The organism is Bacillus lumedeiriae, assembly GCF_044891285.1.
In the GTDB taxonomy this organism is placed as follows: Bacteria; Bacillota; Bacilli; order Bacillales; family Domibacillaceae; genus Pseudobacillus; species Pseudobacillus lumedeiriae.
The window spans coordinates 23,597-47,676 of record NZ_JAUIYO010000014.1 but is presented as its reverse complement, the minus strand read 5'-3'; the positions used below and the strand labels follow the sequence as shown (position 1 = coordinate 47,676).

At 39.6% G+C, this 24,080-nt stretch carries 19 protein-coding genes; 5 read left to right on the top strand and 14 right to left on the bottom strand.

Annotation, left to right across the window (positions count from 1 at the left end):
- Nucleotides 1-244 precede the first annotated feature (244 nt).
- Entirely contained in the window at nt 245-1,900 is a 1,656-nt protein-coding gene (locus tag QYG89_RS13910; protein ID WP_404318320.1) for a GAF domain-containing protein, read from the bottom strand.
- A gap of 278 nt (nt 1,901-2,178) precedes the next feature.
- The gene (locus tag QYG89_RS13905) at nt 2,179-2,748 is read right to left on the bottom strand and encodes a methyl-accepting chemotaxis protein (RefSeq protein WP_404318355.1); all 570 of its coding nucleotides are present in this window, start codon (nt 2,746-2,748) and stop codon (nt 2,179-2,181) included.
- A gap of 1,466 nt (nt 2,749-4,214) precedes the next feature.
- On the opposite strand from QYG89_RS13905, the gene trhA reads away from it, so the two are divergent.
- From trhA to QYG89_RS13890, 3 genes are all read left to right on the top strand, one after another.
- Nucleotides 4,215-4,859 (top strand): PAQR family membrane homeostasis protein TrhA, encoded by a 645-nt coding sequence (gene trhA, locus QYG89_RS13900; protein WP_404318318.1) that lies wholly within the window; start codon nt 4,215-4,217, stop codon nt 4,857-4,859.
- A gap of 375 nt (nt 4,860-5,234) precedes the next feature.
- Nucleotides 5,235-5,942, top strand: a complete 708-nt coding sequence (locus QYG89_RS13895; protein WP_404318316.1) for an AzlC family ABC transporter permease — start codon at nt 5,235-5,237, stop codon at nt 5,940-5,942.
- Nucleotides 5,939-6,265: an AzlD domain-containing protein gene (locus QYG89_RS13890; RefSeq protein ID WP_404318314.1), complete on the top strand. Its 327-nt coding sequence runs from the start codon at nt 5,939-5,941 to the stop codon at nt 6,263-6,265. Before QYG89_RS13895 ends, QYG89_RS13890 begins: the two co-directional genes overlap by 4 nt.
- Before the next feature lie 100 nt (nt 6,266-6,365).
- Here the strand turns inward: QYG89_RS13890 and QYG89_RS13885 are convergent, their stop codons facing one another.
- Complete coding sequence (locus tag QYG89_RS13885) at nt 6,366-7,412, bottom strand: threonine aldolase family protein (RefSeq protein ID WP_404318353.1); 1,047 nt, start codon at nt 7,410-7,412, stop codon at nt 6,366-6,368.
- A 620-nt stretch (nt 7,413-8,032) separates the two neighbouring features.
- On the opposite strand from QYG89_RS13885, the gene QYG89_RS13880 reads away from it, so the two are divergent.
- Complete coding sequence (locus tag QYG89_RS13880) at nt 8,033-9,292, top strand: RNA-guided endonuclease InsQ/TnpB family protein (protein ID WP_404318312.1); 1,260 nt, start codon at nt 8,033-8,035, stop codon at nt 9,290-9,292.
- A gap of 209 nt (nt 9,293-9,501) precedes the next feature.
- Here the strand turns inward: QYG89_RS13880 and QYG89_RS13875 are convergent, their stop codons facing one another.
- From QYG89_RS13875 to QYG89_RS13860, 4 genes are all read right to left on the bottom strand, one after another.
- Nucleotides 9,502-10,554 (bottom strand): flavin-containing monooxygenase, encoded by a 1,053-nt coding sequence (locus QYG89_RS13875; protein WP_404318310.1) that lies wholly within the window; start codon nt 10,552-10,554, stop codon nt 9,502-9,504.
- A 115-nt stretch (nt 10,555-10,669) separates the two neighbouring features.
- Nucleotides 10,670-11,425: a GTP cyclohydrolase II gene (locus QYG89_RS13870; protein ID WP_404318308.1), complete on the bottom strand. Its 756-nt coding sequence runs from the start codon at nt 11,423-11,425 to the stop codon at nt 10,670-10,672.
- Nucleotides 11,426-11,641: 216 nt separating this feature from the next.
- Nucleotides 11,642-12,859 (bottom strand): MFS transporter, encoded by a 1,218-nt coding sequence (locus QYG89_RS13865; protein WP_404318306.1) that lies wholly within the window; start codon nt 12,857-12,859, stop codon nt 11,642-11,644.
- 77 nt (nt 12,860-12,936) lie between these two features.
- Nucleotides 12,937-14,679 carry a phospho-sugar mutase gene (locus QYG89_RS13860; protein WP_404318304.1) on the bottom strand — a complete coding sequence of 581 codons (1,743 nt, stop codon included), beginning with the start codon at nt 14,677-14,679 and terminating at the stop codon, nt 12,937-12,939.
- 163 nt (nt 14,680-14,842) lie between these two features.
- Here QYG89_RS13860 and QYG89_RS13855 point away from each other — a divergent pair, with 163 nt between their 5' ends.
- Entirely contained in the window at nt 14,843-15,175 is a 333-nt protein-coding gene (locus tag QYG89_RS13855) for a helix-turn-helix domain-containing protein (protein WP_404318302.1), read from the top strand.
- Between the two features lie 114 nt (nt 15,176-15,289).
- On the opposite strand, the gene QYG89_RS13850 is transcribed toward QYG89_RS13855, so the two are convergent.
- The 7 genes from QYG89_RS13850 to QYG89_RS13820 all read right to left on the bottom strand — a co-directional run bounded on the left by QYG89_RS13850 (nt 15,290) and on the right by QYG89_RS13820 (nt 24,076).
- On the bottom strand, nt 15,290-16,255 hold the full coding sequence (locus QYG89_RS13850) for a hypothetical protein (RefSeq protein ID WP_404318301.1): 966 nt from the start codon (nt 16,253-16,255) through the stop codon (nt 15,290-15,292).
- A gap of 35 nt (nt 16,256-16,290) precedes the next feature.
- Complete coding sequence (locus tag QYG89_RS13845) at nt 16,291-17,667, bottom strand: sugar phosphate nucleotidyltransferase (protein ID WP_404318300.1); 1,377 nt, start codon at nt 17,665-17,667, stop codon at nt 16,291-16,293.
- A gap of 2 nt (nt 17,668-17,669) precedes the next feature.
- Nucleotides 17,670-18,890: a glycosyltransferase family 4 protein gene (locus QYG89_RS13840; RefSeq protein WP_404318298.1), complete on the bottom strand. Its 1,221-nt coding sequence runs from the start codon at nt 18,888-18,890 to the stop codon at nt 17,670-17,672.
- A gap of 15 nt (nt 18,891-18,905) precedes the next feature.
- The gene (locus tag QYG89_RS13835) at nt 18,906-20,294 is read right to left on the bottom strand and encodes a sugar transferase (protein ID WP_404318297.1); all 1,389 of its coding nucleotides are present in this window, start codon (nt 20,292-20,294) and stop codon (nt 18,906-18,908) included.
- 60 nt (nt 20,295-20,354) lie between these two features.
- Nucleotides 20,355-21,404 (bottom strand): glycosyltransferase family 4 protein, encoded by a 1,050-nt coding sequence (locus QYG89_RS13830; RefSeq protein ID WP_404318295.1) that lies wholly within the window; start codon nt 21,402-21,404, stop codon nt 20,355-20,357.
- Complete coding sequence (locus tag QYG89_RS13825) at nt 21,379-22,395, bottom strand: O-antigen ligase family protein (protein ID WP_404318293.1); 1,017 nt, start codon at nt 22,393-22,395, stop codon at nt 21,379-21,381. The genes QYG89_RS13830 and QYG89_RS13825 overlap by 26 nt, the downstream gene beginning before the upstream one ends.
- 223 nt (nt 22,396-22,618) lie before the next feature.
- Nucleotides 22,619-24,076, bottom strand: a complete 1,458-nt coding sequence (locus QYG89_RS13820) for an oligosaccharide flippase family protein (RefSeq protein WP_404318292.1) — start codon at nt 24,074-24,076, stop codon at nt 22,619-22,621.
- Between the last annotated feature and the right edge of the window lie 4 nt (nt 24,077-24,080).

Below are 24,080 nucleotides of genomic sequence, written 5' to 3'. Positions count from 1 at the left end.
GCACTTTTCCGCTTAATTTAGAATTTCATTATCGTATATGACCATATACTCATATATTCATGTTACCATTATATGTCGGTCCAGCTTTACATGTCAATAAAATGCCGAATGGGATAATGAAAAAAGAACCCTCTGAAGCTGTTGAACAGCATCAGAGGGTTCTTTTTCTGTTATCCAACGCTTATTTAGATGAATGCTTATTAATACTTACTATCACAAAAGACTACTAATATTTTCTTATCTTCTAGCAATGCTTTCCTAGCATAAGCCTGTCATTCATTATTCGCAGCTCTTCTTGCTGCGATTGAAGCTCTTCAGCTTGGCTCTGCAGTTCTTCTGTTAAAGCCTGTGATTCTTGAAGCAGCTTTTCTACCTGCATATTTCCTAAAATACTTTTTATGTTGATACCTAGATTCTCCATTACCTCTTTTAACAGCTTTTCTTCTAGGTCACTAAACGACTGCAATGATGCTAATTCAATAACAGCCAATACCTCGCCCTCACACTCTACCGGAATGATCAGCACATTCGCTGGCGGCGCCGAGCCAAGGCCAGAAGTAATTTCTATATAATCTCTAGGAACTTGATCGAGCGAAAGGATTCGATTCTCTACTGCACACTGTCCAACGAGCCCTTCCCCTAAACGAAAGCTCTCCTCACCAACTGCCTGATGGTTATAAGCATAAGCAGCAAGCTTCTGAAACCTTTCTGTATTTCCTTTGCCTTTCTTTATATAGAAGACGCCATAACTTGCACCTGCCATAAGGGTGACCTTTGTCATAAAAAGCTGTGCTAACGTATCCAAATTACTTATTCCAGAATACATAGTAGCCACTTCAGCAATTTTTGTTTTTAACCAGCTTTGTTCCTCTGCGGCATTTTTTAACTCCATCAATTCAAGCTGTGTCACCTCTAGTTCTTCTGTTCTGTCTTTGAGCTTACGAACTAAGGTTTTATTTTCAAAAATGGTAATGACCTGCCGAATGACAATTAAAAACAGAAGAGCGGCTCCACCGATAAAATAACTTAAGATGGCTTCTTTTTTGATCAATGCAAGAAAAAATAGGATGCTTAAACTTAAAAGGGGCAACGTCGTTTGACCAATATAAAAGAATTTTGGTAAGTTAGTTTCTTTTCTAGGAATACTGTTGACCTTTGTACTAAAAAAACTAGAAAGGCCTATTAACAAAAGGCAGCTGTTCCACACTATGGTTAAGCTTGTAAAGTGGCCATTATACGTGTGATAGATAGACTGATATACATAATAAGTTTCTGCAATGATATAAAAAGTGATGCCTATAGTGTTTAAGATTAGTAAAACAGGCGAAAAGAATGCCATAGAAGTGAGAAAAAGCAAAATAACACCGAATAATATACCGAAAACAGCCACTGGATAACTTAATGAAATGACCACATCGAACGTTGAGTTTGTCGTATTAGAAAATAACGGTCCTAAGAAATAAACCCAACTAATGGTTGTTAATACGGTCATCATAATCAGCGAGTCAAAAAACACTTGAATCGTACTGTATTCTTTCCGTTGTATGTATACTTTGTAAAAAACAGCCACGCTATATATCAATACAAATAAATTATAAAATAAATCCCCCCATCCAAAAAGCGGCTCGTCGATGCCCAAATAAAACACGCGATATCTCCATATTAACTCACCGATAAAATAACTAAAACACCCAATAAATACAATAATCCAAAAGGTTTTCTCTTCTTTTTCTTTCATTCTTTGTAAAGAGATAGCTATAAATATAAGTGTAAGAAAAGGACCTATAATCCCTATAATCGCCCCAGCTAACTTCATCTCCGGCCATAGGAAAACCCAGATAGCATAAATAAAAATATAAAGGACCATGCTCGTAATTGAATATTTTTGCAATGGAACCATTGATCATCACCTCTATCAAGCTTTCTTCTTATAAACACTAATCCACCGTCCGATAGATTAAAGGGGTGAGAAAAAAGCTGTCCCATAAGGATGAAACCCTTATGGGACAGCCTTTTCAGCACCTTCGTCATAACTTGCTATAGTCTTCAATTGATACGTACATGATATAACTTGGATATTAAAACAATGATCTTACTAGTTTCTTACAACATTCGTTTTCTTTCTTATTAATCATGACAATCCCCTGAAAAATCTCCCTCTAGTTCAGGAATTCTCTATTATAAAGCAAATCGATGCACAGCGGCATGGAGCTGTTTAGACAATTCTGTTAATTCCTGAGCGGACTGATTCATGTTTTCCATTAATTTTCGCTGCTCTTCTGATGCAAACACAGCCTGCTGCGTTTGGCTGACGTTGTTTTTTGATACTTGAGCGACATGTTCGATGGAAGCAAACACTTCCTCCGTACCTGCTGATATTTCTTGTGTGATCGCTGATACTTCATGAATATCTTGATTGACTTCATTCATAGCTTGTTTAATTTTCCCCAGCAAAATTTCCACTGTTGAAACCGCTTTTGTACTTGATTCTGCTTTCTTTGTACTTATTTCTGTATTTTTTATGACTTCAATCGTCACCCATTCAAAACGCTTCAGCATATCGGAAATTTGGCCGGCCGATTCTTTTGACTCCTCTGCCAGCTTTTTTACTTCATCAGCCACGACCGCAAATCCTTTTCCTGCTTCTCCAGCTCTTGCTGCTTCAATGGCTGCATTCAAGGCAAGCAGGTTCGTTTGATCGGTGATTGACGTAATCACACCTACAATTTTCTCTACTTCCTTAAACATCCGGCCCAGTTCTATCACTTCTTTATTGGTAGCGAGAACAGATCGGGCAGCTTCTTCAATCTCAGAGACGACGGCATGAGTTTGAACATAGCTTTCTTCCACGAGCTGTGTGACGTGGCTGCTCGCTTCTGCAATGGAAAAAGACGATTCCGCTATTTTTTGAACGCCGACCGTCGTTCCTTCCATCGCCTTGACAGCCTCTTCATTGTTTTGCATTTGCCGCTCGCTGCCGCGGGCAATCTCATGAATGCTTTTAATAATTTTTTCACTGGACTGCTGGGCAGACTGATTGTCATTTGTCAGCTGTTCCGCCGCATTCGTGAGTAAATCCGATGAGGAACGGATCGAGGTAATCATAGTCGTCAGCTGGAAAACAGCTGATTGAAAGTTTAACGTAAATCGTTTCATTTCATCTTCCCGATTCGTATGTATCTTTTCCACTTTTTGAAGCGACTGCCCGATGCGCCCCGCCGCAAGCTCATTCAATCCATGATTCATGCTAGCCAATGGTGTCAATGTTCGATTAATAAAGACGTACACGATCATGCAGGCAAGTAAAATGACAATAAAGAATAAACCGATGATCAATGGCAGGCTTCTCTTTAAAATATCTGTCCGAATCTGATCAATTTGTTTAGCTGAAATATCCATCCCTAACAGGCTGATCACGTCGCCCTCTTTGTTTTTAATAGGGATCATAATGGACATATATTTTCCATACTGCTCATCATTGATGATGTCCGTGTAGCTATTTTCGCCTTGAAGAGCCGGTGTGATATCTTCCATCGGCATCGCTAACTCTTCCCCGATTTCAGAGGCTAACTCTCCTCCTTTGTGCATCCCATCAATAAGCATATGTGTCTTCCCGTCTTTAACAGTAAACGTGTAAAGATACATCGCCCCCACATGTTCTCTCACTTGATTTAATTGATTACGAATTGTCCAGTACGTTTTACTTTCTGAAGAGTCGTTTAAAAAGTCCTCATACTTTTCCAAGTTAATAAATTGTGCTGCATTTTCCGCTGACTGAATGCCCTGCATACGAATCGTCCGTTCGATGGAAGCATTCGTATTCATATAGGTAAGTATCATAGTCGCAGTAAAGATCACGAACAAAATAATGAGCATCGTTAACGTCAGCCTTTTAGCGATTGTCATATGTTTAAACCTCCCTCTCTTTTTTGTCTGTTCATTTTGATGATCGATTCTCGCTGTATAGATGGAGAATGACAACTCAATAGTATTCCGTTATGACTAACCTATTCAAAAATGAATACATATACTTTAGCGTATCTTCATTTCCCAGCTTCCATTGAGATCTTCATCCTCCCGTTTTTAGGTTATTCAATACCGTTGATGCAGTTTTCATGCCAGGGTTTCTAGATTTTCCTGTTTAGATTCAAAAATGATAGAAATCCGCCGATGTGTGGTACACTAAACGTAGATTGGCTTAAAGGAGAGTTTTTATGGCAAATACACATACCTTCTCAAAAGGGGAAGAAATTGCAAATTCCATCACACATGGCGTGGGCGCTTTACTGAGCATCGCTGCTCTTGTTTTATTGATTGTCTACTCCTCGTTATACGGAACGGCTTGGCATGTGGTAAGTTTTACGATTTTCGGATCAACGATGCTCATTCTTTATTTATCCTCTACACTCGTACACAGCTTTCCTGAAGGAAAAGTCAAAAATATCTTTGAAGTGTTCGATCACTCGTCGATTTATTTTTTCATCGCAGGAACTTACACTCCGTTTCTGTTTCTAGCAGTAAAAGGGACACTTGGCTGGACTTTGTTCGGCATCGTCTGGGGGCTCGCAGTGTTTGGAACCGTGTTTAAATGCTTTTTTGTGAAACGGTTTCTAAACACTTCTACCCTTCTGTACGTGCTAATGGGGTGGCTCATCGTTTTTGCGTGGGACACTCTCGTTCAAAACCTTTCGTCCCGCAGTTTGGCTCTTTTAGTCACCGGCGGCATTTTATATACACTCGGTGCCATTTTTTATGTATGGCGTGGATTTAAATACCACCATATGATCTGGCATTTGTTTGTTCTTGGCGGCAGCATCACTCACTTTTTCGCCGTGTTTTATTTACTTCCATCTGTTTAAAAAGGGACACAAGAAAGAACTGAAAAAACCTATTATAAAATACACAAAAACGCTCAGGGTATTATCGCTCTGAGCGTTGATTGTCTTATTGAATGCGTTCGTTCATTAAAAAAGATCGAAGTTAACTCCAAAAATTGATTTTATTCTCCTAACCATCTTTTAATATGTTTATCAAAATTTTCAACTCCTCCTGCAAAGAGTCCTATTCTTGTTTTAACACATAATTACGATTCTCCTTTATTTAATACATGCCTGTCGATTTCTGTCGCGATAACCTATTTAAAAAACACTGTCCGTCTGTTGAATTATATTTTAATATACTATTATTAAAATAAATTCCCAGCTATTATATAATATTCAACAGGAGGGATACGAATGGAAATAGCAATAGAGGAGAAATTAACGTTTTCAAGAGGAATAAAAGATTGTATTCCGACGCTTTTAGGATACATAAGCATTGGATTTGCGGCCGGGATGATCGGTGCGGCTTCTGGCTTGTCTGTTATAGAGGTTGCGTTCATGTCGATTTTTGTTTATGCCGGTGCCGCTCAATTTATTATTTGTGGGATGCTTGCAGTCAACAGCCCAGCATCGGCTATTATTTTTACGACTTTCATCGTCAATTTACGGCATCTTCTTTTAAGTGCAACACTCGCTCCACATTTTACCAAATATTCACTATGGAAAAATGCAGCGATCGGCACGCTCGTCACAGATGAATCTTTCGGCGTGGCTGCAGGAAGAATTTTTAACAACAAACCCGTAAACGACCGCTGGATGAATGGGTTAAATATTACTGCTTACACGACATGGATCGCTTCTTGTGTTGCAGGAGCGATCCTTGGAAAGTGGATTTCAAATCCAGAAAAACTCGGTTTGGATTTTGCTTTAACCGCTATGTTCATCGCCTTGCTCGTTTCACAGCTGGAAAGTGTAGAAGCTGCAAAATTAAAGCACTATATTACGCTCATTTTGCTAATGATTGCCTCTATGTATATGTTTTCAACTTTCGTTTCAGTTGATCTGGCTGTGATTTTCTCGACGGTACTCGTTGCTACGATTGGTGTGGTGATGGATAAATGAGCGCAAATATGACTGTTCTTCTTATCCTTGCCGGGTGTGCCATTGTAACATGGATTCCGCGTGTCGTTCCCTTTCTCATTGTCCGTAATTTACAGCTGCCAGATGCCGTCATGAAATGGCTCTCATTTATTCCTATCTGTATTTTTACTGCCTTAATTATAGGAGGGATGATTGAAAGTAGAGACGGCGGGCTGCCGGTGATTAACTGGCAAGTGTCAGCCGCATTCATCCCGACATTATTGATTGCCTTGTGGACAAAAAGCCTGTTATTGACCGTGATCTTTGGTGTTGTTGTGATGGCATTATTGAGAAACTTTGTTTAAAAGAGCCGCGGCGCGAAAAACAGAATATGAATAGAAAAAGCGTGTTTTGAAAAAAGATTGATCAAAACACGCTTTTCATATATTCAATTAAACTGTTCTTTTATAGATAAGCTTGATCATTTTTTGATCCTTTCTTAAACTCCTCAATAAAAGCTAGTACCTCATCCTCTTTCGTTGCCCATGATGTTACGAGGCGAATGGCCGAATGATCTGCATCAACCTTTTCCCAAATATGAAACGAATACTTACTTTGAAGTTTGGTAATAAGTGCATTGGGCAGAATTGGAAATAGTTGGTTTGACGGTGATTGGGTCAGGAATGAAATATTGGCATTGTTCATTTCTTCTCTTAGCATTTCTGCCATCTTATTTGCATGCGTGGCCAAATCAAAAAAGAGATTGTCTCTGAATAATTCAAGAAACTGAATACCGAGAAGCCTTCCTTTTGCTAGAAGCCCGCCTTTTTGCTTAATATGGTAGCGAAACTCCACCTTTAAAGAATCACAACAAATCACTAAAGCCTCTCCAATAAGTGCTCCATTCTTGGTTCCGCCAATATAGAAAGCATCGACAAGTGCTGGAAGATCGCTTAACGTAAGGTCGTTTTCTTCTGAACAGAGGGCTGACCCGAGCCTTGCCCCATCCATATACAATATGAGATTATTTTCACGGCAGAATTGATGCAGCTGCTGTAGCTCGCTCTTGCTATATATTGTACCTATTTCAGTCGAATTAGATATGTATACCAGCTTGGGCTTTACCATATGCTCGTCCGGGTGTCCGTCAAGTGCAGCTTTCACATGAGAAGGAGTTAGCTTCCCATCTTCGGTTTCAATCGACAGTATTTTATGACCTGTCGCTTCAATTGCTCCCGTTTCATGTCCGAGTATGTGACCAGTACTTGCTGCTATAGCTGCCTCATGAGGTCTTAGAAAAGCTGAAATCGCCGTTAGATTTGTTTGTGTTCCTCCAGCTAATAAATGAACATCTACATTAGCACGCCCTATTCTTTCTTTTAAAAAGTTAATGGCTTTTTGGGTAAATTGATCTCTGCCATAGCCATCCTCTTGTTCAAAGTTAGACTCCACTAAAGCCTGCAATATTCTTGGATGTGCGCCTTCGCTGTAATCGTCCTTAAAGCTGTACATTTGCTTGCTCCCATCTTCATTTTTTATTTTCATAGTAACGAGGTTGTTAAAAAATTGGTTTCTCAAAGACATTGGCTCAATATTTAACCCTCAAGGATTAAAGGAATGAAGTTGTTTATGCCAACGACAAATTAAATGAATCTGAAAATTCCCACTTTCTCTAAGCTCAAAAAAAATCCTTTATACTGAAAAGACAGGTGATTTCTTTCCAAATCCAATACAAAGGATCGCACCCATGGACAAGAATACACTAATCTCTTCATTGGGTAAATGGGCTTCTCTTATTAATTCCGAAAAATTTAAAGAGGAAATGATGAAAGCCAGGCAGGATAAGTACGTCAACTTCACTGTTCCTCTTTTTTGATGAATTAATGGGGGTTTAAGGAACCACGAATATTGAAATATTTAGTATTGGAATGGGTGTCATTCTGCTTTCAATTATAGCTTTCCCGAACGAGAAAACCCACCAAGGGCATAGCCCGCCTTTAGGCGTGGGATGATAGTGAGGTCGGTCAAGGGATGGCTTCTGCCATCTTAATTGACCGAAAGGTACACTAAACCAATTGCATATCTCTATTCTTTGCTATATGGTGAATATATAATAAGAAGGGGGTGAAAACATGTACCTTACGCAAAGCAATCAAATACGAGGTCTTTCAAAAGAACAATTTCAACAACTTAGAGAAATGTGCCACTACGCAAAGAATCTATACAACGTTGGACTATACAATATTCGTCAACATTACTTTGTAGAAAAAACATTTTTAAAGTATGAATCAAACTACCATGTTTCTAAAACGAATGAAAACTACAAATTACTTCAAGCAGGGGTTTCTCAACAAATTTTGAAAGTGGTAGACCGTTCTTTTAAAAGCTTCTTTAATTTGATTAAAAAAGCTAAAAAAGGTGAATATCGTTTTCAAGATATTAAAATGCCTAGCTATTTAAAGAAAGATGGATTGTTTAATCTCATTTTCTCTACAAATGCCATTAATATTAGAGATGGCTTCTTTCGTGTAGCTGTTTCAAATACCTATAAGAAAGAGAATCCAAATCATAAAGACATCTTGATTCCTTTCCCCTCACGTTTAGAGGGTAAAAAAATTAAAGAGGTTCGGATTGTTCCTCGTAACAACGGACAGTTTTTCCATATTCAATATGTGTATGAACAACCTGCTGAAACAAAAGAATTAGATTTTAACAAGGCGTTAGCGATTGACATTGGGCTTGGTAATTTAGCTTCTTGTGTTGATATAGACGGGGCACCCTTTTTAGTGGATGGAAAAAAACTCAAATCAATGAACCGTTTGTACAACAAAGAAAAAGCTAGACTGCAATCTATCGCTATGAAGCAAGGGCTGAAATACACTAAACGAATGGATTCATTAACGTTGAAACGTAATAATCAAGTAAATGATTACATCAAAAAGAGTGCAAGAATCATCATTGACTACTGTTTAGAAAACAAAATAGGCAATCTAGTCATTGGCTATAATGAAGATTTCAAACGTAATATCAACATCGGTAAAAAGAACAATCAGCAATTTACACAAATTCCTTTTGGAAATCTTCGGGAACAACTATCGAATCTTTGTGAGCGTTATGGCATCTTTTACAAAGAACAAGAAGAATCCTATACAAGCAAAGCTTCATTTTTCGACAACGATAAACTGCCAAATTGGAATCCAACCGATGAAAGTAAGCATGGTTTTAGTGGAAAACGTATTAAACGTGGGCTATACTGCACATCAACTGGATATAAATTCAATGCTGACATAAATGGAGCTTTAAACATTCTGCGTAAAAGTAACTTGCTGGATACAAGTATCCTACAAGCTAGAGGGCGCTTGGCTCGTCCATTAAGAATAAGGGTTAATTAACCACACTTCTTATAAAGAATCCCACTCGTTTCACCGTAAGGTGTAGAGCTTGCCCCTTTAGGGGTGGGAGAAGTCAAATTAACGGTAGTAATAGATATAATACATTTGTTGAAGTAACGGGTTCGACAGCGGAAGTAAATAACTAAAGCCGATGATTCTACTTATCATAAGAAAGATCGGCTTTTTAGCTATTATTTATTTTTTTTAGTTTAACTTCTTGTTTGAATATGCCGCATGATAGACTGAGCATCCTCTCCTACCCCTTGAAGAAGCGCGGAACCGCGGCGATGCTGCCAAGGCAGGCCCAAAAAGTAAAGACCAGGTATTTCTGTCTGACCTCTATGATGGATGGGTTTTCCTATATTATTAAGCACCCCTTCAATATTAAGCCAGCTGTAATCAGATATAAAGCCAGTGGCCCAAATAATATTTTGGACTTTAAGAGTAGACTTATCTTCAAAATGAATGACTGTTTCACGGCTATGTACAGTTCTATTCTTAAGAATGATATGACCATTTTGAATGGCTTTTTTTAATTCAGATCCGAAAATAGGATCTCCTTTTTCCTGTATTTTTCGGCCAATCCAAGAATCATGGGAAGCTTTTAATATTCCCGCTTGATCAAACCACCAAAAAATGCTTTTGTTTCCTATTTTCAATGGAAGAAACTTTATTTTTTGACTGACTGATAAATAAGTTTCCCTTTCTTGAGACAGTTCAACAGCAATTTGCGCTCCGCTATTTCCCCCGCCGACAACTAACACATTTCCTGATTGGAGATGGGCTGGATTTTTATATTGAGAAGAATGCAGTTGAAGAATATCGGGTGATAAAACATTCGCAAAATCAGGAACCCTAGGCTTCTGAAAAGGACCTGTTGCAATAATTACATTTGCGGCTTGGAATTCTCCCCAATTCGTTTCAATGTAAAAGGCGCTGTCTTTCTTTTGAACACGTGTCACCTCGGTTTTCAGCTGAATAGGCAGCTGAAAACTTTCTGCATATACCTTCAGGTAATTCGCTATTTCATCTTTTGTCGGAAATCCTTGTGGATCGCCTTTTAATATCAAGCCGGGTAAAGTACTGTACATTCTTGGTGTAAATAAAACTAAAGAGTCGTATCTCTTGCTCCATTCAGTGCCCACTTCCACATTTTTATCTAAAATGATAAAGGACTTTCCTAGTTTCTTTAAATAATACCCCATTGCCAATCCAGCTTGTCCGGCCCCGATCACAACCGTATGATAAGTGGACCTATTCATCTTACTCTCCCCTTCCTGCATCTAATCTTTTATCAATAACAAAAAAAGCTTATCTTTGATCGGTTTTTTCTCAAAAATAAGCTTTAAACATATTTAGTGGAATTCCTTTAAAAAACTAGTCGTTTGAATACGTTCTCTCCGCTTCTAAATGACCGGAACGCTTGACTTTCGTTTGTAAATAGTTCTCATTAAATTCAGAGGTATCCCCCCATAAAGGTACTCTGCCGGATACTGGCAGACCAGCATTCTTCAACGCTTCTAGTTTTCTAGGATTGTTCGTTATAAGTGTCACCGGTTTTGAGCGTAATGCTTTTAATACCTCAATCGCTTCGTCATAATTTCGGGAGTCATCTACAAAACCAAGGTCTATATTGGCATCCACTGTATCATAGCCGTTTTCTTGAAGGATATAAGCCATCGCCTTGCTGAATAAGCCAATCCCTCTGCCTTCATGGTTCGCTAAATAAAATAAGGCACCTGTTCCATGTTGTGTAATCATCTTCATAGATTGTTTCAGCTGATAGCCGCAATCACATCGCTTACTTCCAAATATATCTCCTGTATGGCAGATCGAATGCATTCTGATCATTGCATCCTCTTCCCCTTGAAAATCCCCGTATACTAAAACGCTTGATTGTTGAAATGAAGCGAGATTCATAGAAGATAGACTATCAATCAGCCGATCGTAATCTTCTGTTACTTCATCACATTGCAGCCAGCAATACCATTGAAATACAATTGTTTCTCCGTATAGATTCACCGGAAGACGAATCGGTCCAACTAAATAAATGGCGCCTTCATCCCTTTTAATTAATTGGATTTTATCTTCTAGAATGGACAAAACTTTGGATTTAAGCTCTAGTTGCGCCATGCTGTCATCTCCTCTTTACTAAAAAACTGTATATGCATTCTCATAAGTTGTTTTCTAATACGAATATTATTTATCCACAAGATAACAAAATTCGATATAGCTTGTCAATTTTATTTCACGCTATATCTATCAATCTCTCCATTTAAAAAAAGCAGTGAAAAAAACCGCTCCATACGTCATTAAATAATGAACACATATGGAGCGGCCTCTTTTCTGTTACTTCGCCTGCATTTCCCGGATTTTTCGATCTCCCGGAAGCCAAAGAGCGCTAATACCGAGGAGCGGCAAGAAACTAGCCACAATCATAATAAACTTTATACTAAAACTGTCAGCTAATACACCAAAAACGACTGATCCGATTGCTCCCATTCCGAAGGCAAGACCAACGATCAAACCAGAAGCCATTCCAATTTTTCCGGGAAGCAATTCTTGTGCGTATACAACCGATACACTAAAGCTTGATAGCAAAATAAAGCCGATTAACAGAAAGAGCGGCAGAACAGCGGCCAGCGGTACATACGGAAGAACCGCTGCGAGCGGTGCGGCTCCCAGCATAGAAAAAACGAGCAGATTCTTTCGGCCAAATCGATCAGCCAGCGGTCCGCCGAAAAACGTTCCGGCCACGCCAGCAGCTAAATAGACAAATAAATATAACTGTGCATGTTTAATCGATAGTCCGTAATCCTCAATTAAATAAAATTGATAAAAGTTTGTGATCGCAGCTGCATACCAAGAACGCGCAAATACAAAAAAGATTAATAGAACCATTGCCCATTTGATACGCGTATGTAATTTGGCTGTTTTCGCAGCATGCTGACGCTTTTTTCTTTCAGACTGGCTAGCCAGTCTTTGCTTATACCAGGCAGAGACTTTCGTCAATAAAAGAGCTCCGCCGGCTGTAACCGCTGCAAACAATAATGCTCCTTTTTGACCGAGCGGCACGAAAATAAAGGCTGTAAAAATCGGAGCAAGCGATTGTCCGCCATTCCCGCCCATTTGATAGATTGACTGAGCAAGCCCGCGTTTGCTTCCCGCTGCCATAAAGGCCACCCGAGAACCTTCTGGGTGAAAGACAGCAGATCCTAAGCCGATAAACAAAACAGCAAACAGCAGCAAGTAAAAATTCGGCGACAGACCAAAAGTGATTACACCTAACATGGATAGCAGCATTCCAACCGGAAGCAAGTACGGCTGCGGCTTTCGGTCAGCGGCTGCTCCAAAGACAGGCTGCATAATCGAAGACGTCATGTTTAAGACGAAAGCAATCCAGCCAAGCTGGGCATAAGATAAGTCTAAGGATCGCTCAATAATCGGAAACATGGCAGGAACAACTGATTGAATCGAGTCATTAATGAAATGACCAGAACTGATGGCAAATAAAATACTGTAAGCAGTAGCCTGGGGCATATCTACTTTTTTTGCTGCACTCAACATTATTTATCCTTCCTATTCAAAAAGTAGTTAAGCAGCCTTCTATATTGATAGACATACTTAATTATACTATGCCCCCGTTACATCGTCACCAACCGATTTACCATCCCCATTACCTCTTTCTCTACATTGGAAAGCTTTCTTTTACTTTCATCCATTGATTCTCCCTTTACCGCAAAGTACATTTTCACTTTTGGCTCTGTTCCAGATGGACGCAGACAAAACCAGGAGCCATCGGCTAATGTAAACTTCAGCACATTCGCTTTCGGCAAATCAATCGGTGTTTTAACTCCTGTACAGGTATCCGTACACTCACTTGCCATATAGTCCTCGATCTCAACGACCGGTACACGATTTATTTTCTTAGGAGGTGCATTTCGGAACTTCTCTAAAATGAACGCAATTTTCTCTGCTCCCTCTTTCCTTTCCAACGTCAGAGAGTGCAGAGACTCTTGATAAAATCCATACTTCTCGAAGATTTCCATTACTCCATCATATAATGACTTTCCTTGCACCTTATAATAAGCCGCTACTTCTGCCATAAATACTGCTGACTGCACAGCATCTTTATCACGAACAAAATCGCCAATTAAGTAGCCACAGCTTTCTTCATACCCAAATAAAAACGTATGCTCACCCGTTTGTTCAAATTGCTTCATTTTCTCACCAATAAACTTAAACCCTGTCAGCGTATCGATCGTTAGGATACCAAAATCATCCGCGATCGCCCGGCCGATCTCTGACGTCACAATCGTCTTGAGCACCACTCCATTAGTAGGCAGCGTACCGTTTACCTTCTTTTGTTCAAGCAAATAATAAAGCATTAATGCTCCGGCTTGGTTGCCGGTCAAAACGACATATTCATTCTGATGGTTTTTGACCGCTATACCGAGACGATCCGCATCAGGGTCTGTTCCTATTAATAGATCTGCATCGATTTTCCTGCCATAACGGATCGCCAACTCAAACGCTGCATGTTCTTCAGGATTGGGCGAAGCCACTGTTGGAAAGTTGGGATCCGGCAGCTCTTGTTCCTTTACAACTGTGACATGCTCAAAGCCTCGTACTTCAAGTCCCGCCCGCACCAGCTTGTTTGCCGTACCATGCAGCGGAGTGAAAACGATAACGAGATCTTCCCCTGCTTTATGGATCACTTGCTGATTTAATCCAATTAATTTCATTGAGTTTATGTAAGCCTGATTTACTTGTTCACCGATATAAGTAAGAATCCCTTGCTCTAATAAATCCTGGTCCTCTGCTGCTTCAATTAATAGCTCGCTGCCCGCTTTTTGAACATAGTCAATGATCACATCAGTCATTGCAGGAGGAATCTGTCCGCCATCTTCTCCGTATATTTTCAAACCATTATACTCAGGAGGATTATGGCTTGCCGTAATTACTACACCCGCATAAGCCTGCAAATACCGTACCGCAAATGACAATACAGGTGTCGGACATAATTCATCGAATACATACGTTTGAATCCCATATGTCCCCACTGTTCTGGCCACTTCTAACGCAAACTGCGGGGACATATGACGTGAATCATAAGCGATGACCACACCCCGCGCCATCGCTTCCTTTCCCTGTTCCGCCACATACAGCGCAAGCCCTGCAGCTGCTTTCCTAACCGTATACCTATTCATCCGATTCGTTCCCGGTCCCAGTTCACCGCGCATACCGCCTGTACCAAACTCTAAATCTTTATAAAAACTGTCTTCCAGCAACCTTTCATCCCCTTGAATAGCGAGTAATTGATCCTTTAATGTTTCATCTAACGGTTCATAACTTAACCATTGTTTTACTTTTGTTTTCCAAGACATATACGCACTCCTTTTATACATTTATTAATATTGAAGAAGGCAGGGAAAATGTAAAACCCTATTTATTTGTTTTCCATTGATTTTATTTCAGATCTTTGTCTTTTTTTAACGTCCATGTTAAAATAAAACAGTTAAACTTCAGCATATTCTAAGGGTGATGAACATGTCTATAGGAGAACGAATCCGTGAACTTAGGATGAAAAAAGGATTATCATTGACCGAGTTGGCTAATCGGGCAGGTGTAGCTAAATCATACATCTCTTCAGTTGAACGCCAAATACAATTAAATCCCTCCATCCAATTTCTAAATAAAATATCTGCAGTATTAGGTGTCAATGTTCAGCAATTAATTCTTGAAGATGATCCTCAGGGCGAAGAGATGGACATAGAATGGCTTAAACTTGCTAGGGAAGCAATGGAATCTGGTGTTAGCAAAGAACAATTCAAACAATTTCTTGAATTTCAAAAGTGGCAAAAATCTAACAGTTCTGATTGAACAGGATTTCCCTTATGTACACTTTTGTATACCTCGTGCAGAGAAGTCCTAAGAAAATAACCTCATATAACATTCATTGGTCATCGTCTTTTTCTTGGATAGACAATGTTTTGCTTAATACTCATTGTTTTGTCCGTTGTCATTAACGTATTGAGCGCCCAAATTCGTATTTAATTTGTTTTTCTCTGTTTTGGATGTGAATATAATAAGTGGTGCCTGCTGCTCGACCCGCTGTACGTCCCACACCATGCCTTCAAATTTATTATGTGAACCATCGATCTTTAGTAATTGTTTCGTGTTTTCGGTCAATTGTACTTGCATTCCCGTAAAAAAATTACCTGAGCATTCATTTGGTATACTCATCGAACCTATTATTTCAATGCAATGAACACAATCATCCAGCGTTATATTTTCAAAACGATTAGCGTTAATCCAGCTATACGCTCCTTTTTGCGGATTTTCTGCTTTTAGTTGAATTCCTGTTTTAAAACCAATGATTGATATATTTTTAAAGTTCACAAAACTAATATTGTGCCACGGGCCTTTTGCATAGAGAGCAAGGGCTGTTCCTTTGTAATTCCTGATTTTATTGATGAGCGTCATGTTTTCAATACGGGTTTTATTAGCAGCGTCAAATTGCTCGGTTCCTTTCAAAGAAATCACTTCCGACTGAAAGGAGGGGCTCATGATTTGAATCGTTCCGTTTGTAATAACGGCATCCTTCTCCACACTCATTACTCGAAAATCCCCCTGAACCTCCAGTACCGTGTTTTGTCCAAACTCCACTTTTACCCCTTCCTTTACAGTAAATCCTGATTGAAGAACATACTTTTTATTAGCCTTGAACTTCACTTTTTCTTTTTTATGTGCAGCGCAAAAATCAATAGCTTTCTGAATCGCATCTGAATAATCTTTTGGCGGGTCATTTGTATTGATTATAAAGGACTCTACTGCCACACCGTTCTCTTCAGATGAAGGGTTAAGTGATGTAGATTCCTCATCATTGACATTCTTTTGAAACAGCAAGCAGAAGACAATACCTGCAAATATAATCGTAACAGTCCATCCTCTTCTTTTCATCTTTTGATTGATCTCCCCGTTTTGCTTTTCCTCATTTAGCTGACGACTTTATTACAGTACTGCACTACCTCATTCCATCCCATGTAAATGCGGCAAATATCCTCTTCTACAAGATGTGTACCAGACTGAACTTCGATAAACTCTAAATCTGTGATTGCCTTAATTCCATGTTCCGATCCAACTGGGATATGCAGCACATCTCCTGCTTTTACGGGATAAATGATGCCGTTAAGAGCAAACTCTCCCAGGCCTTTAATGATGGTCCAAACTTCACTTCTGGCCATATGCTTCTGATAACTTAAGTTCTCATTTGCTGTTACACAGATTCGCTTAGTTAATACTTCTAATTCTTCATCCACTTTCGTGTAATCGAGCACACGGTACCAGCCCCAACGCCGTTCTTCGTACATTGGCCGCCGCTGAATTCCTTCTAACAACCCTTTCACTCTCGGACTCTCATTTTTATCGGAGATTAAAATACCGTCTGGACTAGCTGCAATGATGACATTTCTCACTCCCACTACTGTCACCGGAATACCTAACTCGTTGACAAGGTGGGTATTCTTACAATCATCGCTGACTACCCCATCTCCAATTTGATTGGTTCTCATTTCTTCTGTGAGTGTGTTCCATGTTCCAAGATCTTTCCAAAATCCGTTATATGGAAGGGCAACTACTTTGTCTGCCTTTTCCACTACTTCATAATCAAAAGATTTTTTTGGAAGCGATGAATACTGTTTATGTAACTCTTCATACTGAATCGGCAGACCTCTTTCTTCTAGTAAGGAAATAAGATATTCCAGTTTAAAAGCAAACACTCCTGTGTTCCATAAAGCATGCTTAGCAATTAATTCAGCAGCCTTCAGTTCAGATGGCTTTTCTTTAAAATAGCTGACTTCTATATATTCTTCTTGATTGCTTACTTTGCCAGGTACAATATAACCATATTTGGAAGAGGGGTACGTTGGCTCCACTCCTATTAAAGCAAGATCTGCCTGGGAGGACCGTAACGCTTCTTTTAAGTGCCCGAGTCTATGAAAAAAGCAGTCTTCAACGAATGGATCTACCGGAAGTACACCGACTACTTCCTGCAACCCTACTCCTTTAACACAATAAAGATACACAGCCGCAAGAGCAATGGCGGAGAATGTATCTCTTCTCTCCGGTTCGATAAGCAGAGGAACGTGCGGTCCTAGCTGATTGTGAATCATATCTACTTGTGTCTTGCTTGTAGCAATCAATGTAGATGACTGCAGACCGGCACGATCAAGCTGTTTCCATACTCTTTGAACCATTGATTCCATTTCACCATTTTTATTCTCAAGCACTTTTAAAAATTGCTTGGATCTAGAATCATTTGATAATGGCCAAAGACGTTTTCCCGATCCGCCCGACAATAGTATTAGTTCCATTTTTATTCCTCCGCTTCTGATTTTTTTGGATATTGCCGTTCATTTGACGTATAGGCAGCCACTAATTGATCCGCTACGATTTCTTCTGAAAAACGACTAGCCACAAAAACCCTTGCCCGCTTCGCTAATATTTCAGCATGCTGCTGATTTAGTAACAGCCGCTCCGTCTGCTCAATAAATTCTTCATTGTATTCACAAATGATTGCCTCTTCATTGTTTGTAAAGCCAATACCCGCATTCGTTACGCTGCTCATCACAATCGGGCATCCTAAAGCAGACGCTTCGAGTATTTTATTTTGTTGCCCTGCTCCAAAGCGGAGCGGGCAAACATACACAGCCGCTCTCCACTGCCAATGTCTAATATCTTCTACAAACCCGGTGACGGTTACGCCGTCCATTTTGTTCAGCTTTTGTACTTCCGCTGAAGGATTCGTCCCAACGATCCAGCATTCTAAATCAGGGGATGTTTTCTTTAATGGAAGGTAAATATCATTAACGAGCCTTACCGCCGCATCTACGTTTGGTGCGTAACTCATTGTTCCTGTAAACACAAGCGCTTTCTTTCTGCTTTCAACAAATTGATTCATATGGAAGTAAGATAAATCGATATAATTTGGTACTACATCCGTCTGCTTTGCCCTTCTAGAGTGCAGAAACTTTTTATCCATAGGGGAAATAATAATGGCTTTTGAGCATTGTTTTTTTATGAAAGCTTCGTATTTCTTCATCCTTCTGAGCTCTCCCCTGACAGCCCACTTTTCAAACAAATTTCTCGTCCACTTATACCTCCTTTCCAAATTGAGACTAATGGCATCAATGTAATCCACTATAACTGTTGAACCAGAAATGCTTATATTAGCAAAATTATGAAGTACTTTTGATTGAACATGGATCACGTCATAATGAAAGTGATGGGTCAATGTTTTGAGAAAAACCTCTAAAACCGGAAAAGAATGCAGAGACACACTTAATGGATAGCCTTTCAGAAAAAAGCTTTTAACAGCTGACCAATGATTGTTTTTCGTTTTTATTTTATATTTTTCCGTGTTGTCTCCGTTGACCATAGAGGCAGCACAGCACAAATAAGCTTCGTCCTTTTCTTGAAACAAACAATGAACAATGTGTCCTTTTTTTAGTAAGCTTTTCATTTGCTGAAACGCTCTCACTTGATCCCCTTTTCCCGGCACTTTCGGCTTTCTATGTGTGATGAATAAAACCTTCATTTCATGAATTCCCCCTTATTGGCCGGCAGCGCGATATTGGTTCAGCAACTGTAACAGCTGCTTTTCTCTTTGAGCGTTTTTTTCTTTTACACCGCTGGCTTGCTCTCGCTGAAAAATGACCCGGATCGTTTGTAATAAAATCTTTACATCTGCGATAAATGAATAATGACGGATATACATTAAATCAAACCGCAGTTTATCTTCCACGGCGGTTGTGTATTTTGCCATTACTTGTGCCAGACCAGTCAGTCCGGGTTTCACAGCCATTCTGTAAGCATAATCAGGCAGTTGCTGCTGAAATTGATCAATGAAAAACTTCCTTTCAGGTCTTGGTCCGATGAGACTCATCTCCCCTTTGAGAACATTGTATAATTGCGGCAGTTCATCGAGACGCGAAGCGCGAATGATCCTGCCGATTGGCGTAATCCGCGGATCCTGCTCTGCTGCCAGCACCGGCCCTGTATTTTTTTCGGCATCCTGCACCATGCTCCTAAACTTGTACATTTGATAGGGCTTTCCGTTCCTGCCAAGCCGTTCCTGCTTGAAAAAAATTGGCCCTTTAGAAGTGAGCGGAATCATGATACATAAAAAAATAACAAAAGGACTAGTAACGATTAAGACGGTTACAGCTGCAATAAGATCGAATGTACGCTTCAACGCACGCTGGGCAGCAGTAAGCCCTGCGGGAGAAACAGAAAATACTAGCATGTCATCCACTTGCTCGTAAACGGAGCCGCTTACAAATACTTCATACATTTCAGGCACAATTAGAACTTCTTTTCCCTGCTTTACACATAGGCCGATCACTTCATTTTTTTGCTTTTTATCGATTGAATGAGCAATAAGCACAATGTCGACTTCTTTTAAGCTGCTTTTTAATTTGTTTTTTTCTCTCAAAGGTAAAAAGCCGCTAATCGTAAACCATCCTTTGCTATGGGAAAGTACTTTATCTGCCAGTGATAAACCACTTTCTTCATTTTCGCTGATAATCAATACCTTTTTCTCTCCATGAATGGCTTTTATGACATGCCAAATAACAAAACGGCTCATGATAAATGGAAGAATTTGAATGAAAAAAGCGAGCATAACAACTTTAAATGAAATAATATCCAGTGGGTAAGCAATAACAGCAGCCACCATCAAAACAGCCAATGTTCCGAGCGATAATACGATCGTATAGATCACTTGCTGAAAACTTTTTCTTTTCCATTCTGTATAAAAATCAAATAAATAGAAAATAGTGAGTATGGCTGCCGATATCCAAGGCGCCGCATGTATGTAATGGCTGGGAACAAAAGAACCATCAAGCAGCCGGCAGGCAATGAAATAACTAAAATGCACGAAAGCAAGATCGAATAAAATAAGGAGCATGTTATAAATGCGTCTTTCTCTCCCCTTGTTCATTAGAAATCTCCTTTACCATTCTTTATAAAGAACAGCATAACCATAAATATCCCTCTATTTTTAAACATGTAAGTACTCCTTCATTGTAGAAGTGATCATTTTTTCTAAAGAGAAGTGTTTCTGAACTCTATCACGGGCACGCTCGGCTATCTCGTTCCTCAACTGTTGATCCTCCTTTATCGCTGCTATATGCCGGCAAAAGTGATCGACTGAATAGTCTGATACAAGGCGGCCGAATTCATGGCTCTTGATCGCTTCTTTAATTCCGCCTGTATCAATGGCGACAACAGGGGTGCCAACAGCCATTGCCTCAAGAATAACTAATGGAAATACTTCCCGGTGGGAGGTCAAAACGAGTATATCCATTTCCTTAATAAAGCTTTGAGGATTCTTCACTTCCCCTATCATTTGCACGTGATGAGTCAGATTCAACTCGTCAATCATTTTACGAATGGTTGAATATTGCGGACCGTCTCCCCCTATATAAAATTTAATTTTCGGATCATGCTTCAAGCGGCTAGAAATCTGTAAAAATAATTCGTGATTCTTTTCTGGAGATAATCTCGCTAAAATTCCGACTTTGCAAACGTCATTTTTTTCTTTTTGATGATAGGTGAACTGCTCCAAATCTACCCCGTTGTAAATCGTTGTAATCTTATTCGGCTGCACACCTAGTTGAAAAAGATTCTTTTGTTCATCCTTACTTACCGTAATAATTTTTGTCACGTGCTTATTTAATAGATGAGTAAAAGCGTATCTAAAACGCTTTTCTATCATTGTTGCATTGTGCTTTGTATAAATAATTTTAAACTTTTTTTTCGCCATTTTTTGAACCATCACGGCGTATAGAACCATGCGTAAGCTATTCGCATGAATGATGTCAATCTTGTATTTCATTACTTTTCTTTTGATCATGAGGAGATTAGCCAGATGGTTACGACGAGACATTGGAATAAAATGATGTTTATTGTTGATTTGTTCGTAAAGCTCACCGCTGCCCGCTGCTGTATAAAAGACAAGATTAGGGTGCCTCAGTTGATTTTCTAATTTGCAAAAGTAAGACTCTGCTCCTCCCATCATTAATTTATCCGTCATTAACAAGACATTCATGTTTATGAATCTCCTTTCCCTCTTGTTTTGTTGTGAGCTGTTTCCTTTCCTCCTTCTGTAAAATAGCGGACAGAATAGCTAAATACAGAAAGAACACTTCGTTAATGATTAAAGATAAGGACATGATTTGCAGGAAAAAGGCAATAAATGATAAAAATAAATACGGTTTTTCCTTCATTAAACGACGATTCATCAGCTGGATGACAACAAGGAGAAGAAAAGTGAAGTATAAGGAGAAGCCTAATAAACCGGACTCTGATAAAATCTGTAAAAAGGTGTTATGTGTGTACAAACCTTCTCCATAATACACTTTGTTATATTCAATAAAATTATCTGCTCCTATTCCCATAAGAGGGTTTGACAAAAAGTACTCCCAAGCCCTGCTCCATAATTCAAAGCGTCCACTTCCCCCGTCGCTGGAAAAGTCCTCTATTCTCGCTTCAAGCATTTGACCAATATCAAACTTCATGATGGATGCCGTCATATAGCCAGCCGCTGAGCAAACACCCCCTATGGTTACCAAAGTTTTCCACCTTGTGGCAGGACTGCTTATGACCAGATAGAGCAAAACCATCAGGATCATGGCTAACAGGCCTCCTCTTGAAAATGTCAAGATACTTGTCACTAGACATAAGAGGAACCCCGCTTTATTTCTCCAGCTTTTCATATTCGTTAAAAAGTACGCAATGAAAAGGGTATTGTAAAAAATATAAAGATTAGGGTCTTCCAGCAAGCCGATTAACCTTGGATACTCTCTATCTAACAGCACACCGTAGCTAGAAATCATTTCTCCCTGCTCTTGAGATGCAAGGCTTTTCAAACCGATCACATATAGGACAAGACTGACAGCGTTAAATAACAAACCCGCTTCGGCTATTGCCTTTTGTATAGCGTGTTCTGAATACTGGCTTAAAATAGACTTTAAGATAAAGTAACAGAAAAGGAGCAAAACGATTCCTAGCGTAATACGAATACTAGCGAGAGGATACATCGAAAAAGCCCCCGTGAAACTATAAAATAAATAAAACAACAACAACATAACCTCAAAAAAATACAATGTTTGAAAAGAAAAAACAGCAAGATGAAAACACAAAAAGAATAGTAAAAAAAGCATGTAAGGTTTAAGAGAAAATCCGATATATACGTTGTATTTACTCAACGTAAAGAGGAAAAACAGTAAGAACAGACCGGTGCTGCGCTGCGTCTGGCCAGTGTCATGAAGAAGTTTCATTTTTCACCTCTCGTTCCGCTGCGCTGTGCTTTTTACGAGTCATCCCCGTTAACTTTTGTGTTAACTCTGAATCCGCCGCTAGGATGACGAAAAGACAAAACAAATGTAGGGCAGCGGCAAGGACTGGCCGAGCGGGAGCAAAGTATGTAAAGACGGAAAACAAAACAGCAAATGAACCAAGATAAGGAAACAACACTTTTATTGCCAAAGTTTTTCTCGCTGGGTTTAACAGCCAGAAACCAGCCAAGGAAAGAATCTCGACAGACACACCGGCGAAAGCCGCTCCTTCTATCCCGTACTGCCCGCTCAAAAAAATATAAAACCCCACCCCTCCAGCGACAGCGGCTGCCTGGACAATCGTGCGGCGTGATTGCAAATCTTTTGTTGTCAGCCCGTCAGCCAAAGCCACGTTTATACTTTGCAGCACGAGCAGAAAAGACAATACTCGTAAAGCGCTGGCCGCAAACATCCACTTCTCCCCGAACAGTGACCCAATGATCATCTCTGGCATGTAATACAAGGGAATCGTCATCGCCATGCCGGTTAACCCCATCAGTTTAATCTGGACCATATGTAGCTGCAAATGCTCTGTCATTCCTTTATTGTTATAACTTTTAAACAAAGCTGGATAGAAAGCTCCTGCCAATATGCCGGGAATTTGGTACAAAGCAGAAGGAATCCGATAAGCGACAGCAAAAAAACCAACCTGTTGTAACGTTAACGTCTTTTCTAGGATAATCGGCCCCAGCTGCGGCAGAATAACGATCAATAATCCGCTGATAATAAAGGACAGAATATTTTTCAGCAGTTCCTTATGAAACACACTTTTAAAACAGATCACTACTCGTTTGCTCATTAAATATATTCCGCCCATTCCTGCGAGCAAATAGGAACAGCCGTATAAAAAACATACAACGTTCGGCTGCAGTGAAAAAAGCATGCCCAATGAGATAGAAACAACAAGAAGTACAGCCGAGCAAATGCGGATCATCCCTAAATGCTGCATTTCCTCCACCAGTTGAAAATAGGTGATACTAATACTTTGCATAGCTAACCCTGTTACCATTGGAAAAATTAAACAATACATAATTTTTACTAAATCCGGCTGATTCTGATAAAGCAGCTGGATAAGGAAAAAACCCGCTGCAAATGTAATGCCTAATAATACGACGCGGATTTTAATATAGGAAGAAATAACAGCTGATAAATGAATTCCTTTTTTCGATCCTTCCCGAAGTACGCCGACGCTTATTCCTGCATCCGTGAAATAGCCCATAATCAGTGCAAATGCCAGCGCAACACTAAGCATCCCATAACTGTGGGATTCAAGATAATGTGCGAGAAGTATGAGTGTCAGAGCATTTAAGCCGCTAGAAAAAGCGGTGCTATAAAACAAATGAAACACATTTTTACCAATCGAGTTCTTTCCTCCATTACCCATCCAT